General features: G+C 46.9%; 12 protein-coding genes and 1 tRNA gene. 3 read left to right on the top strand and 10 right to left on the bottom strand.

Annotation, left to right across the window (positions count from 1 at the left end; all coding sequences use genetic code 11):
- Nucleotides 1–7 precede the first annotated feature (7 nt).
- From EAO38_RS04260 to EAO38_RS04225, 8 genes are all read right to left on the bottom strand, one after another.
- The gene (locus tag EAO38_RS04260) at nt 8–805 is read right to left on the bottom strand and encodes an HrcA family transcriptional regulator (protein WP_121021435.1); all 798 of its coding nucleotides are present in this window, start codon (nt 803–805) and stop codon (nt 8–10) included.
- Nucleotides 806–1,088: 283 nt separating this feature from the next.
- Nucleotides 1,089–2,237, bottom strand: coding sequence for a tRNA methyltransferase (locus EAO38_RS08880; RefSeq protein WP_162982677.1), 1,149 nt, complete (start codon nt 2,235–2,237; stop codon nt 1,089–1,091).
- 87 nt (nt 2,238–2,324) lie between these two features.
- Nucleotides 2,325–2,888 (bottom strand): outer membrane beta-barrel protein, encoded by a 564-nt coding sequence (locus tag EAO38_RS04250; protein WP_121021434.1) that lies wholly within the window; start codon nt 2,886–2,888, stop codon nt 2,325–2,327.
- Nucleotides 2,888–5,935, bottom strand: coding sequence for an efflux RND transporter permease subunit (locus EAO38_RS04245; RefSeq protein WP_121021432.1), 3,048 nt, complete (start codon nt 5,933–5,935; stop codon nt 2,888–2,890). The genes EAO38_RS04250 and EAO38_RS04245 overlap by 1 nt, the downstream gene beginning before the upstream one ends.
- A 9-nt stretch (nt 5,936–5,944) precedes the next feature.
- On the bottom strand, nt 5,945–6,640 hold the full coding sequence (locus EAO38_RS04240) for an efflux RND transporter periplasmic adaptor subunit (protein ID WP_121021430.1): 696 nt from the start codon (nt 6,638–6,640) through the stop codon (nt 5,945–5,947).
- Nucleotides 6,641–6,649: 9 nt separating this feature from the next.
- Nucleotides 6,650–7,957, bottom strand: coding sequence for a TolC family protein (locus EAO38_RS04235; RefSeq protein WP_205588348.1), 1,308 nt, complete (start codon nt 7,955–7,957; stop codon nt 6,650–6,652).
- A 73-nt stretch (nt 7,958–8,030) separates the two neighbouring features.
- A tRNA-Arg gene (locus EAO38_RS04230) sits at nt 8,031–8,107 on the bottom strand.
- A 24-nt stretch (nt 8,108–8,131) separates the two neighbouring features.
- Nucleotides 8,132–8,440: an HU family DNA-binding protein gene (locus EAO38_RS04225; RefSeq protein ID WP_121021428.1), complete on the bottom strand. Its 309-nt coding sequence runs from the start codon at nt 8,438–8,440 to the stop codon at nt 8,132–8,134.
- A 144-nt stretch (nt 8,441–8,584) separates the two neighbouring features.
- On the opposite strand from EAO38_RS04225, the gene EAO38_RS04220 reads away from it, so the two are divergent.
- From EAO38_RS04220 to corA, 3 genes are read left to right on the top strand one after another with little or no spacing between them, the layout of a single operon-like run.
- Complete coding sequence (locus EAO38_RS04220; RefSeq protein WP_162982676.1) at nt 8,585–9,580, top strand: type I glyceraldehyde-3-phosphate dehydrogenase; 996 nt, start codon at nt 8,585–8,587, stop codon at nt 9,578–9,580.
- Nucleotides 9,574–10,794, top strand: a complete 1,221-nt coding sequence (locus EAO38_RS04215) for a phosphoglycerate kinase (protein WP_121021426.1) — start codon at nt 9,574–9,576, stop codon at nt 10,792–10,794. The genes EAO38_RS04220 and EAO38_RS04215 overlap by 7 nt, the downstream gene beginning before the upstream one ends.
- A gap of 42 nt (nt 10,795–10,836) precedes the next feature.
- Nucleotides 10,837–11,790, top strand: a complete 954-nt coding sequence (corA, locus tag EAO38_RS04210) for a magnesium/cobalt transporter CorA (protein WP_121021424.1) — start codon at nt 10,837–10,839, stop codon at nt 11,788–11,790.
- On the opposite strand, the gene EAO38_RS04205 is transcribed toward corA, so the two are convergent.
- Together EAO38_RS04205 and EAO38_RS04200 are read right to left on the bottom strand one after the other, a co-directional pair.
- Entirely contained in the window at nt 11,787–12,323 is a 537-nt protein-coding gene (locus tag EAO38_RS04205) for a PepSY domain-containing protein (RefSeq protein ID WP_121021422.1), read from the bottom strand. The two genes, corA and EAO38_RS04205, sit on opposite strands and share 4 nt — an antisense overlap.
- Nucleotides 12,323–13,495 (bottom strand): glutathionylspermidine synthase family protein, encoded by a 1,173-nt coding sequence (locus EAO38_RS04200; RefSeq protein ID WP_162982675.1) that lies wholly within the window; start codon nt 13,493–13,495, stop codon nt 12,323–12,325. The genes EAO38_RS04205 and EAO38_RS04200 overlap by 1 nt, the downstream gene beginning before the upstream one ends.
- Nucleotides 13,496–13,501 lie beyond the last annotated feature (6 nt).

The following is a 13,501-nucleotide window of genomic DNA, read 5'->3' as shown; positions in this document are numbered from 1 at the left end:
TCCCTTTTTAAGATGCCTGCGCGATGGCGTGGTAGAAGCCCTCAAAATTCTGCTCTAAACCTCCCACGCACAGCATTTTGGTCTCCTCCCCCTGGGTTTTAATGGGTTGCAACACCCCTAAAAAACCCAAGGGCAACAGACTTTCAAAATACAAACCTTCTTTTAAATACCTAAAAATACGCCCCCCCAACATCTCTAACAATAGACCCTGTGCCCCTTGCGCGCTTAAGGGGATCAAAAAACCCAGCCCGAAGTAAAGCCGTTTTTGGTAGAAATGTTCGATCTGCCTAGCCAAGCGCATGGCGCACACAGAAAGCGCGATTTGGCGAATCGCTTGGCACTCTAGCCCAACCAATGTGCTAAGAAAATCCTCTAACTTCCTATGGTAATCTAGCGAAATCTGTAATGCTCCAAAGTCCAAGATTAACCATTTATACGCGTGGTTATGTACCGCTTGCAAACGCGCCTTTTCGTAGAACTCCACAATACTGCAAATCCCATAATGCGCGCTGGCTTGCTCTAAACGCTTTAAATCTACTTCTAAGGGCATACAAGGATTGAGCTTGGCGCGCCAATAGTCCTTAAGTGCTTGGGGGGTGGGGATGCGCCCTGCGCTGCTATGGCTTTGGCACAAAACCCCTTGTTTGGTAAGCCGCTTAAAGTGGTTACGAATCGTTGCTGAAGAGATTTGTCTGTTTTGATGGGTGCGCACGAAGGCGCGCAAACTCTCTGAACCAATGGGCGTGTGGCTACTCAAGTACGCTCTAATGAACGCGTCTAGCAACCACTCTTTTTTAATACCCATCGCTCAACCTTTCTTTCTATCTTTAAATCAAGCGCATTATAGCATGAAATTCACAAATTTTAGCATTATTTTTCAAATATTGCTAAAATTTAGGGATTTTTAGGCATAATCTTATATATACAGACTAAACTTTACTAAAATTATATACTTAGAATACTTTCTATCTTATATGTAAAATTGATGAAAAAGAGATAAAAGCCTTGGAGATTTTTAACAATTAAGTGGTTTGGGGTGTTGGAGCAAAAAGAGCGCGCTCAAGGCAGCGCAACGCGCATGCGCGCCTTTAAAATTTCATCTTTTGCAGGGCTTGACAGATCGCGTTGTCAGACTTAAACACTTGGAGCTTGTCCTTAGGGTCTAAATACACATAGGGAGTATCATCAATAGAAAGCAGGCGCACGAGTTGTACTTGCTCTTGAATGTCCTTAGCGTTGTAGGTTTGGGATTGAAAGAGTTGTTGGCAGGTTTGCTTAGATTGTGGGCTTAAGTATTTGGGGCTTAGGCACATGGTGGGGTGATCTTTGAGTGTGTCTTTTAAAATCTTGGGATTATCATTTCTTAAGCGGTCATAGAAAGGGGCGTTGCGCTCTAGAGGGATCACCCGTGCTGTGTAGAGATCAAAGAGATGTTCGGGGTCTATGCGCTGGGCGTTTTTGTCTATGAAGTCTGAAAACTCGTATGCGTCAGCTATGGAGTCCGGAGGTATCCCTCCATTAAAGATTGTGTTTAAAACTAGCGAGACCCAAAAACCATACTCTCCACAAAAGATGTTCGTGGGTGTATCTGCAATATACATGTCTTGAACTAAGCGTTTTCTAAAAGACTTATGGGGGACAATGTTTTTTAAATTTTTTTCATCAAGTCTTGCCATATTAAACCCAACGATATTTCCAACACCAACCTGCTTTTTAGAAAAGATACGATGAAGTTGCCCTAGATAGGCGATCACATCTAGCCCAGCCTTGTGGGCGTTGAAAAGCGGGGCATAGAGCCATGTGTTGGCGTTTAAAAATATGTGGGCAAGAGGTGTAAGCTTTTCTGTAGGCGATGTATCCATGATGTCTATGGAGTGGAGCATTGCCATATCCTTAACATGGGCTAAGAAAAGCTCTTCTCTTTGGTTTTTGGGCTTAAACTCTTTAAATAAGGGTATTTGCTTAGCCACAGATTTGGCTAGGGGAATGGAGGCATCTGTATAATCTCCAGTAGCCTGATTTAGTGCGGGTAGGGGGATTCTGCCATTTGGGTCATCTGGGTCTCTTAGACTATCATCTATCTCAATAAAGGATTTTTGCATGTAGTCATAGAGCACCTTAAACGCCTTGAAAAATTGGAATTCTTGGAGCGTGCTTATTGGGATAAAGATGGTTACTACCCTTTCTTTAGCTTGCAGATTTAAGACCAAGAGAGCTAAGAGGAGTAGGCGGATCACATTTGAGCCTTTGTGTGAAGATGAAGCGTTTTTGTCCTAGCTGAGTGGTGGAAAAACCCCACCCTTGTCAAAAGGCACATTGGACACTTAAAACAAATAGGCGTAAGAAGCGACCCAGTAGTAAGCTTGCATGGTGGCTCCGTGGTGGTAGAGGGATTTGATTTTCCCAAAGGGGATTTTAACCCCCAACTCCACGCGGTGCTGGTGTTCAATCGTACCCCCCACCCCCAAATTGAGCACCCCATTATAGCCCATAAAACTGCGCGCGCTCACGGAGCTATTGAGAACTTCAGCGTTTTGAAAATATCCAAAACCCAAGCCCAAATAAGTACCCACTGTCATTTTTTTAGAGAGGCGATAAAAGTCGTTGATCACATCCGCATTCACACTTAAGAAAGAATAGACCTGTGTGTGCAACGCGGTGGGTCTAAGCCCCATGAGGTAATCCATATCCACCCTGATGGCTAGATATTTGAGGGCATCAAATTGATACCCCCCGCGAATCCCCCATAAAAAATTATTTTGCCAGGGGATTAAAGCGGGTTTTGTGGTTTGAAAACCCGTACTCACCCCGATAAAAATGTGGTTTTTACGCGCTTCGTTCGCCAAAGCCAAAGAGAATAGTAAAACTACAGGCGCAAATCTCCACATCAAGTACCCCGATAGAATTTCTTAATTTTATCGTCTAAGGGGGCCAAGAGGCGATAAAAAATAGGCACGACCAATAAGCTCAACATCATAGACACCATGAGCCCTCCGCTCATGGCAATCCCTATGGGGGATTTCATCGCCGCGCCCTGCCCGGTGGCCAAAGCTAGGGGCAACATCCCGCACACCATCGCAATCGTGGTCATCAAAATGGGGCGCAGACGCGACTCCCCGGCTAAAATGATCGCCTCTTTAATGGCATGCCCCTCTTTGCGCCGATCGTTGGCAATATCAATGATGAGGGTGGCGTTCTTGCCCACCATCCCAATGAGCAAGATCAAGCCCATTAAAGAGAACATGCTCATGGGTTGGTGTACCAAACCTAGCGCAAAAAACGCCCCGGAGAAACTCAAGGGCATGGTTACCATGATAATCAAGGGTTCTAAGAAAGATTCATAAAGTGCGGCCAAGATCATATAAATGAGAATAAAGGCCGTAGCAATGGCCACCCCAAAGGCTTCATTGCTTTCTTTGAGTTTGTCCGCATCGCCAGCAAAGGTGTAGGCCGCCCCTTGGGCTAGCCACTGCTTAGAGTGCTGTTGTACTTGGCTTAACAGCTCCCCTAAATCTACCCCCTCAGCAGGTCTAGCTAGCACGGTTACACTGCGCTGGCGGTTATAACGGGTGATGTTAGAAGCCACCTTGCGCTCTGTAATTTCAATCAACCCGTCTAAGAACATCAACTTGCCATCTTTGTTGCGGATTTGTAGGCGTTTGATCGCATCAATATCTGTTTTTTTATTGGCAGGGACGCGGATGATGATGTCGTATTCATGCCCGTGTTCTTTAAAATAGCTCACGCGGTTTTCTCCCGAGAGCGCATCACTCACTACAGAGGCGATCCCTTGGGCGCTCACGCCGTATTTGGTGGTGGCCGCGCGCAAGACTCTTAGCTGGTATTGGGTTTGGGAGTCTGAAGTGTTGGTGTGGTAGCCTGTAACCTTGCCCTTCATCTCCGGGCTTTCTAGCAAGAATTTCTTCAAACTAGCCACGCTTTTATCCACTAAAGCTTGCGAAGAGGCATAAATATACACTTGAAAGGCCGAACTATCCCCCCCCCCAATCAAGGGCACTTGGGCTAGATTGATGGAGACAAGGTCTTTGGCCTCAGGCAGGGCATGGAGTTTGGCGCGCATTTGGTTCATGATGACAAATTGGTCTCTAGTGTGGGGAGTTTTTAAGCGCACATAGAATTTCCCCTTAAAGGTGCTCTGTACACTCCCATAGCCCACTTGCATGGAGTTAAACTCCACATCGGGGTCCTTTTCAATCACGCTCTGCAAGGCCTGCATTTTTTTGAGCATTTCTTTAAGGCTAATATCGGTGTTGGCTTTCACAAAGACATAGAACATGCCCCGATCTTCTTGCAACATGAATTCCATGCCCAATTTTTTAGCCACATGCAAAGAAGAAAAAAACACCCCGGCCACCACCAAGCCCACGATCAATTTGTGCTCTAAAATCCAACCCAATAAGCGCGCGTACGCCTTCTCCATGCCTTGAAAAAAGGGCTCGGTGCGCTGGTAAAGCCAAGAGGGTTTGGGGCTGACTAAAATAGAGCTTAACATGGGGATCACTGTAACCACCACCACATAGGAGATCACAATGGCCAGCGCGACCGTGATCCCAAAGCTTTGAAAAAAGCGCCCCACAATCCCGCTCATGTTGCCCACGGGGATAAAGACGGATAAAAGCATGGCCGAGATGGCGATGATGGCAAAGGCGATCTCATGCACGCCCTCATAGCTAGCGCTCTTTTTATCCATCCCCGCTTCAAGCTTTTTATGGATATTCTCAATGATGACGATCGCATCGTCAATGATGATCCCAATGGAGAGGGTGAGGGCGACCATTGTGAGCATGTTGAGCGAAAAGCCCATCCAGTTGATGAGCGCAAAAGTCCCCATCACAGAGATGGGGATGCTCATGGCCGAAACAAAGGTGATAGAAAAACTGCGCAAAAAGACAAAAACCACCGAGATCGCCAAAATCCCCCCCAAGATCAAGTCAAACTTGACATCTTTAATGGAGTGGCGGGTGTAGTCGGTGGTGTCTAAAAAGGGGCGTAAAGAATAGCCCGGACTGACCGCGCGCATCGCGTCCATTTCTTTATAAATGCCATCTACAATCTTGATCTCATTGGCCCCGGCGATCTTTTGCACCTCTAGCACAATGCCCTGTTCGTGCCCATAACTCGCATAAGTGATGTCTGGATCAATCCCCTTTTCAATGGTGGCAATATCGCTCAAGCGCACATGGTTGCCAATTTGGATATTGGCTAGATCGCTTAGGGTGTAACTATTGCCATCCACTAAGATGGCGTAATTCTTCTTGTCCCCGACAATCTTGCCCCCGTCCATTTCTAGGTTTTGGGTTTTGAGGGCGTTGTAGAGGTCTACATAAGTGAGCCCGTACTTGTTCATCAAGCTAGGATCGGCGTAAATGCGCACCTGCTTTTCTTGAAAACCTTGCAACTCTACCCCGCCCACGCCCTCGATCTTTTGGAGCATGGGCTTGATGATATTTTTGGCATGATCGTTGATCTCAGCTAGAGTCTTTTGCTTGCTAGTCAGAAAGATAGAGAGGATCGCCTGCCCGCTGGTGTCCACCTTGTCAATGGCAGGCTTGCGGATATTGGGATCATCAAAGCTCACCGAAGAGACCTTGTTGATGATGTCGTTGAGCGCGATGGTGATGGGCTTTTCTAACACAAATTCCACCACCACAATGCTGATATTGCGCGCGCTATTGGAGGTAACTTTTTTGATCCCATCCACCCCCATGACCGCCTCTTCTACCTTGTCAGTAACCTTGCTCTCTACAATGTCCGCACTCGCCCCTGGGTAAGAGGTTTTGACCACCACAATGGGGAAGTCAATATTGGGGAAGAGGGCCACACTGATTTTTTTGAGCGCCATGGTGCCAAAGAAGACCACCATGAGGGCAAACATTAGGGTTGTAACGGGTCTTTCAATGGCAAATTTATACACACAACCCCCCTATTGGATAAACCCATCCCCAAAGACCCCGGGCACCAAAGGGCTATTAGGGGGCAGGAGGGCCTCTGCGCTCACCTTGCGCGTGCTCGCATCAATGGTGGGGTAAATCTTAGTGATGCGCACCTGCTTTTTCTCTGGCGCGCCATCAATGCTATAGACAAATAAATCCCCTATCTTGACAACGGGGAGGTATTTGGAGTCAAACTCCAAAACCATTTTCAATTTTTTGCTCACAAGTCTAAAGAGAACGGTGTTATTAGCCCCCATCCCCTCGCCTAGCTCAATGTTCTTGCTAGCGATCACGCCATCAAAGGGGGCTCTCAAAATGGTTTTTTCTACCACCGCTTGGGCATAATTGCGATCAAATTCTAATTTTTTATAATCGGCATAGTACTTATCCAAGGTGTTTTTATCAATCGCCCTCCCGATTTTCTTGTAGCGTTCGTATTGTTTTTGCATAAAATCGTATTGTTGGATGATGGAGTCCACTTGAGATTTTTTATCTTTATTGTACAGGGTGAGCAAGACATCGCCCTTTTTGACCTTACTGCCCACATCGACATAAATCGCATCCACAATCCCTGAAGAATCCAAAGTGAGATTGGCGTCTTGCAACGCTTGCACATTGAAGATCGCATACACCTCTTTGGCCTGAAGTCCTACTAACAACAATAAAGCGCATACAATGGCTTTCATGATGGATCCTTAGCGCACGTAGTCTTGAATATGGTGTCCGCTGTAAAAAATGTAATTGGCTTTTTGCATTTCGTAATTATTGAGTGATTGGTTGTAGATCACCTCCGCATCAAAGCGGGTACGCAACGCCCTCAAATAGGTGGTGAAATCCACCAAACTCGCGTTATACTTTTTCTTAATGCTCTCATAGGACACAGTAGCCGATTTCAAACTAGCTTCTGAGCTGCGGATTTTAGAGCGCGCCATGTCTAAGGATTTGCGGTAAAGCTGTTCGTCTTTTTGCTGTTCCATTTTCTTATACATGAGGGTTTTTTCTTGAGAGAGTTGGTTAAGGCGCAAATACTGCTTTTGTAAATTAATGCCAATGTCGCCTAAGATGTTGAGCCCCACCACGATCCCAAAGGTGTTTTGTTGGTTTGGGAAGAGGTTGCCAAATCTATTGTCTTTACCCCGGGCAAAGGCGGGCTTTTCGATGTAGTACTGCCAATCGTCATTGACATCGACTGTGGGGTAGTAATTGAGTTGCTTGTTTTGGTAATGGATGGCTGTGATCTGCTCACGCAGGGAGCGCAAATCGGCGCGCTCTTTAAGCCCCAAACTGGGCTCTAAAATGGTGGTGCGTCTTAAAGAGGGGATCTTAGAATTGGTCAAATACTCCAAAGTGAGGCGATTTTGTTCGATGGCAAATTCCATATCGGTGATGTCGTTTTGACTGAGCGCGCCTTGGGCTTTCGCGCTTTCTAAATTGTCAATGGTGGTCAAGCCCTGATCGAAAAGCTGGCTGACGCGCTTGATGTCTGAGCGCAATTCAGCCAATTTGCGCTTGAGCGCGACCAGTTGTGCCATGTTGTTAAAGTATTGGTAATACTGTTGCACCACTTGTAAATAGATACTCTGCCTTGTGTATTCCATGCTCGCAGCACTAGAGCGGTAGGTGGCTGATTTTTCCCGTACATTGTTGATGTCGCTAAAACCATTGAAGAGGTTCAATTTTAGATTCGTGTTGAGCAATTGCATGTTGTAATTGGGGAAAAAGAGTGTGTTTCTGTCCCGGCGGTTAAAGGTGTAATTGCTACTCATGGTGGGGAGAAACTTGGCCTTAGCGATGGTGTGATTCTTAAGGGCTTGACCCACCTGTAACTGGGCTGCTTGTAGAGAATAATTGTTGTTAGCGTTTCTAATCAATTCAGCCAAACTCAAAGCCCCCTGCGTTGTCTTGGCAAATTTGTTCTCCTCTATGGCCTCTAATTGTTCGATCCCTAGAGCAAGCGTACCTGTGGGGCGATACGCCTCCAATTCCAAAGCGTGCAAGAACATCCCAAACCACAAATACAAGAACCACAGGAAAAACCTAGAATGCAATACAAAACTCCATATTCAAGTGTCTTAATGGTGTCCTTGGCGGGATTTGAACCCACGGCCTTACGATTAGGAATCGTACGCTCTATCCAACTGAGCTACAAGGACAAGTGCGCCCTTAAGGCGCGCGGATTACTTTTTCTTCTTGCTAGCAGTGGTTTTAGAAGCGGCCACCACATCCTTAAGCACTTTACCCGGTTTGAATTTAGGCACCATTTTATCCTTAGTGGTGTAATTCTTATCGCTCCCAGGGACTTTGCCCTTTTTACCCTTTTGCAACACGGCTTCAAACTTGCCAAAACCCACTAACTCCACACTCTCATGCCCACTCAAGGCCTTTTCTACCGCCTTGACAAAGCCATTCAACGCTAATTCTGTTTCCTTTTTGTCCTTAAACCCGCCTTCTTTTTGCATCAAATCCAAAAACTCCAGTTTTTTCATTGCGCTTCCTTCCATGATGATTTTCGCAGAACACGGGCATCATTATACTATAAAATCGCCTAATCGCGTCAACTGCGCGTTTAAGAGCCCTTCAAGTTAGCTATTGTATGATACAAAGTTTAATCCAAACTCAAAGGGGTTAGAGTGGTGCGTGTGGCGATCAATGGGACAGGACGGATTGGCTTGTGTGCCGCGCGTATCCTAGCGCAGCGCGAGGACATGGAACTTGTCGCTCTCAACTCTACTTGCGATTTGGACGCGTTGATCCATCTGTTGCGCTATGATTCGCTACACAGGCCAAGCGTGCATGTGGAAAAGGTCAATGAAGAGGGCTTGTGCATGGGGTATAGCTTATTTGTGCGTGTTTTGCACGAGCGCGACCCAGCCAAGCTAGATTTTGGCAACGCCCAGGTGGTGCTAGAGTGCACGGGCAAATTCAACGATCACGCCCTAGCCCAAGCGCATTTGAAAAACGCCGTGCAAAGGGTGATCATCTCCGCGCCCGCCACCAACACCCCCACCTTTGTTTATGGGGTTAACCACACCAATTACGCTGGGGAGTCCGTGATCTCTAATGCTTCTTGCACCACCAACGCCCTAGCCCCGCTTTTATGGGTGCTCGATCAACATTTTGGTGTAGAACATGCCTTGATGAGCACGATTCACAGCTACACCAATGATCAAAATTTACTCGATTCCAAACACAAGGATTTGCGCCGCGCTAGAGCCGCGGGGCTAAATTTGATCCCCACAAGCACCGGAGTCAATAAGGCCCTAGCCCATATTCTGCCCCATCTAGCCCCCAAAGTGAAGGGTTTAGCCTTGCGTGTGCCCACTCCGGTGGTGAGCTTGATTGATTTGAGCGTGCACACCCATCAAGAAATGAGTGTACAGAGTGTCCATGCGGCCATGCAGTTGGCCAGCCGCACCCACTTAGAGGGTATTTTGGGCATTGACACCCACCAAAGGGTTTCTAGCGATTTTATTGACAGCCCCTATAGCGCGATCTACATTGAGGATCAAACTTTGATCTTGGATAAACACCATGCTAAGGTGTTGGCGTGGTATGATAATGAAATGGGCTATGCGCAGCGGCTTGTGGACATGGCCTATTACACCATGAAAGGAGCAACATGCTAGCTGGGATCAAGCGCATGCAGGAGGTTTTAGGCATTCAAGATGTGGAGATTGCCCACAAAAATATCATGATTCGCGTGGATTTCAATGTGCCTTTGGATAAAGATTTCAACATTATGGAGGACACCCGCATGCGCGAAAGCATCCCTACGATCAATTATTGTATTGACAATGGGGCGCGCTCGGTGGTGTTGGTGGGGCATTTGGGGCGTCCAGAACCTAAAATAGATGGGCAAAAAGAGAGTCAATTTTCTTTTGGCCACTTGGTGAAACGCCTAGAACGCCTGCTCAATAAAGAAGTTTTGTTTGCGCATTCTCTGCCCATGGCCCAGAAACTCCAAGCAGAACACCCTAACCCCGTGATTTTAGTGGAGAATTTGCGCTTTTACAGGGGGGAGGAGCAAAACGATCCGGAGTTTTCTAGGCAATTGGCTAATTTGTGCGATGTTTATGTCAATGACGCTTTTGGCACGAGTCATCGCAAGCACGCGAGCACCTATGGGATCGCTAGCTATGTACCGGTCAAAGTGGCAGGTTTCTTGCTTAAAAAGGAGATCAACTCCTTTGCCAAAGCCCTAGCCAACCCCTTGCGCCCCGTACTCTTGATTGTGGGGGGTTCTAAGGTGAGCTCTAAACTCACCCTCTTGCGCAATATCCTAGATCGGGTGGATAAGATCGTCATCGGGGGCGCGATGAGCAACACCTTTTTAAAGGCTTTAGGCTACAATATGCAAGCCTCCCTAGTGGAGGAGGATTTGATTCAAGATGCCTTAGAGATTTTACAAAAAGCCAAGCAAAGGGGTGTGCATGTCTACTTGCCCGTGGATGTGGTGAGCACCGCGCATTTAGAACACACCGATCAAGTCCAAATCACCCCCGCTCAAGACATCCCCTTAAATTACATGGCCGTAGACATTGGCCCGGCCACTTCTAAACTCTTTTCTCTAGTGATTCAAAGCAGCCAGACGATCATTTGGAATGGCCCGCTGGGGGTTTATGAAGTGCCCTTGTTTAGTCGGGGGTCTTTTCAAATTGCCCATAGCATTTCTAACACCTATGCCTTTTCGTTAATTGGAGGGGGGGATACCATTGATGTGTTGACGCGTGCGGGTTATAAAGACAGCGTGAGTTTTATCTCCACAGGTGGGGGGGCGAGTTTAGAGCTTCTAGAAGGCAAGATTTTGATCGCCTTTGAAGTACTGGATCGCAGACCATGAAAGAGAGGCCCCCATGCCCACCACAACACAGGAGCGCTGGGCATGATCAATGTCTTTGCGAAAAATAACGAATTAGTTGAAGTCTTTGCCTTCCATGGCTTTGAAGACTTCCCCTTTGAAGAGCGCAATATCTTGTGGTATGAGCTTGTCAATCCCACCTTTGCTGAACTCGCCTGTATCGCCCAAAATTACAATCTCAATCTCTATGAAGACCCCGAAAAAAGCGCGGTGGTCAAGTATTGGGAAAACAGCACTTCCATCACTATCAACACCTATTTTATTTACAAAGACTCACCCCTAGCCTTCCACACACAGGCCATCACCTACTTCATCGCCAATAATATCCTCTTCACTCTCTACCGCGGGGATTTCCCCATTTTTCAAGAGGTGCAGCGGCGTGTGTTGGCCAGCCCTAAGAAATTTCATGACGGGTTTGACATCTTGGCCAAAATCCTAGAACTCTATTTTGAGAAGGGTGCGGATTGTTTAGAAGAGGTGAATCGCGAAACCAGCGCGTTGCGCAAACAGATCGTCTTTGAACTAGAGGCCCGCACGCATGAGGAAACCTTAATTTCTCTTTCTTTCTTGCAAGAATTTAACATGGAATTGCGCGATTCGCTCTTTGACAAAAGGCGCATTATTACCGCTTTGCTAAAGAGCAATAAAGTAGATAGTGAAACAAAAAACGATTTTAATATCATTATCAAGGATTTTAATTCTCTAGTGGAGTTTAGCACGGCCAATCTCAACGCCCTAGACAATATCCAAAACCTCTTCACTTCGCAGGTGAATGTGGAACAAAACAAAATCATCAAGCTCTTCACCGTGGCCACCATGGCGATGATGCCCCCCACTTTGATTGGGACAATCTATGGGATGAACTTTGAGGTGATGCCTGAATTGCGCTGGGAGTACGGCTACCCCACCGCGATCGTGGCGATGATTGTCTCTACCATTTTGCCCATTTTGTACTTTAAAAAGAAGGGCTGGCTCTAGGTTAACGCCCCTAAAAGCAAGCCCCCCAGCACCACCAAGCCCAGCACAAACGCGCTGATGATGCCCTTAGTGTCCTTGCGCTTAAAGCCCATGAGTAAACCACTCACATAGAACAGGCATAAGAACACCCCAAAGACGATCCCTAGAATCTCTAAAGCCTTGCCCGCCTTGCCCTTGTGCACCTGCATGAGCACTCCTAGCGCGTTGCGTTCGATGGCCGTGATCACACTCTGCTCCCCCTTAGTGCTCAAATTGATTTCATAGCTAGGCGTGCCAATGATCAAAGCCCCTTTATGTCTTCTAGGCGCGATCTTAGCCGGTAGGGGGACATTTTTTTGTTTTAAAAACTCTAGCAAAAATGCTAACTCCTGTTCTTTAGGCACAGAGGGCGCGCCCCACTTGGTGATCTTAGCCCCGCTATTAGGATTAAAATCCAAAAGAAAAGCCACCCCGCTGATCACAAACAACAACACTAGGGGCAAGAAAAACACGCTGGTATAAGCGTGGAATTTGTAAATGGTTTGGACGCGCATTATTGTAAAATATGGCTCACGAATTTTGAATAATTGTCCATCACAAGCCCCCCCTTTCTAAAACCTAACCCGCACGCCTCATAGGCAAAAAAGACATTGGGCTGGTAGTAAAACTCGCCCACCTTGTTGAGCGGGGCGTATTCTTGATACACAGGCTTGTGGTTGCCATAAACCCCCTGAGTTTGGTGTAGGACGCTCAGATCCGGGTTTAAGATCTGCACATTGGCCCCCTCTCGACCAAAGGCCACTTTGCGCACCTGCTTTTTGTTTTGCAAGGGCTCATAGCTAGCCTCTAAAAGCAGGGGGTGGTTGGGGTAGCGCTCCCAGAGTACCTTTAAAAAGCGTTTGCTTTGGAATAATAGCGTGTAGGCGGGGTTTAAAAAGATGGTGTTTTGGTTAGCCATCATCTCTTGCATGAGCAAGGCCAATTCGGGTTCATCAATGGCGATACTCTCCCAAGGCACTAATTTAAATAAAAATTCGTAATTCACGCCCTCAAAAAAAACCCCCTCTTGCGCGTTGAATTGCACTGCGTCCATATAAGCAAAATGTGTCTCAAAGCCCGCGCTCCGCGCAGCATCTTGTAAGAATTTCACGCTTCTCTCTTCCTCAGAGCTCCCCCGCACGCTAGAAAAGAGAATCTTCCAGCCCTCATACATGCTCTCAAACGCGCTCACATCCTCGCTTAAAGTTACAAGGCGTTTAAAATTCTGACTCAAAGCCTCATGGATGTTGTTAAACTGCAAATCCTCATTATAGCCATTGTGCTTGAGCAACGCCCATTGAATCAGCGCGCTCTCATAAAGCATGGTCGGGGTGTCCGCGTTGAACTCCAAGAGCTTAATAGGTTGGCCATCTAACCCCCCGGCCAGATCAAAACGCCCATAAATATGCCAATGCACTTCTTCTTCAAAGCTCTGTTTGATCAGCGGAATCAAGCTATTAGGAATGTCTAGCTCAAAAAAGCGTTCTTGTTCGATGACCATTTGGGCGCTCTCTACATACATGTCATAGAGTTCATTACACGCTTCATAATACGCGTTGGCCTCTTGCTGGCTCACCACCACTAGATCATTGCTAATATAGGGGCTTTTATCCGGATCGGTGTGCCAATCTAGCCCGATCTCCTCTAGGGCTTGGGAGTTTAGGGGTTGTAGGGTTTTGAGTTGCATGTTTAT

Source organism: Helicobacter vulpis, from assembly GCF_003660395.1.
Classification (GTDB): domain Bacteria; phylum Campylobacterota; class Campylobacteria; order Campylobacterales; family Helicobacteraceae; genus Helicobacter; species Helicobacter vulpis.
This window is presented reverse-complemented; position numbering and strand designations above follow the sequence as displayed.

Coding starts and splice junctions, on each gene's coding strand:
- EAO38_RS04215 (WP_121021426.1), top strand. CDS start 9,574: ATGCTAGCTGGGATCAAGCGCATGCAGGAGGTTTTAGGCATTCAAGAT.
- EAO38_RS04225 (WP_121021428.1), bottom strand. CDS start 8,440: ATGAAAAAACTGGAGTTTTTGGATTTGATGCAAAAAGAAGGCGGGTTT.
- EAO38_RS04260 (WP_121021435.1), bottom strand. CDS start 805: ATGGGTATTAAAAAAGAGTGGTTGCTAGACGCGTTCATTAGAGCGTAC.
- corA (WP_121021424.1), top strand. CDS start 10,837: ATGATCAATGTCTTTGCGAAAAATAACGAATTAGTTGAAGTCTTTGCC.
- EAO38_RS04250 (WP_121021434.1), bottom strand. CDS start 2,888: ATGTGGAGATTTGCGCCTGTAGTTTTACTATTCTCTTTGGCTTTGGCG.
- EAO38_RS04235 (WP_205588348.1), bottom strand. CDS start 7,957: ATGTTCTTGCACGCTTTGGAATTGGAGGCGTATCGCCCCACAGGTACG.
- EAO38_RS04240 (WP_121021430.1), bottom strand. CDS start 6,640: ATGAAAGCCATTGTATGCGCTTTATTGTTGTTAGTAGGACTTCAGGCC.
- EAO38_RS04200 (WP_162982675.1), bottom strand. CDS start 13,495: ATGCAACTCAAAACCCTACAACCCCTAAACTCCCAAGCCCTAGAGGAG.
- EAO38_RS04205 (WP_121021422.1), bottom strand. CDS start 12,323: ATGCGCGTCCAAACCATTTACAAATTCCACGCTTATACCAGCGTGTTT.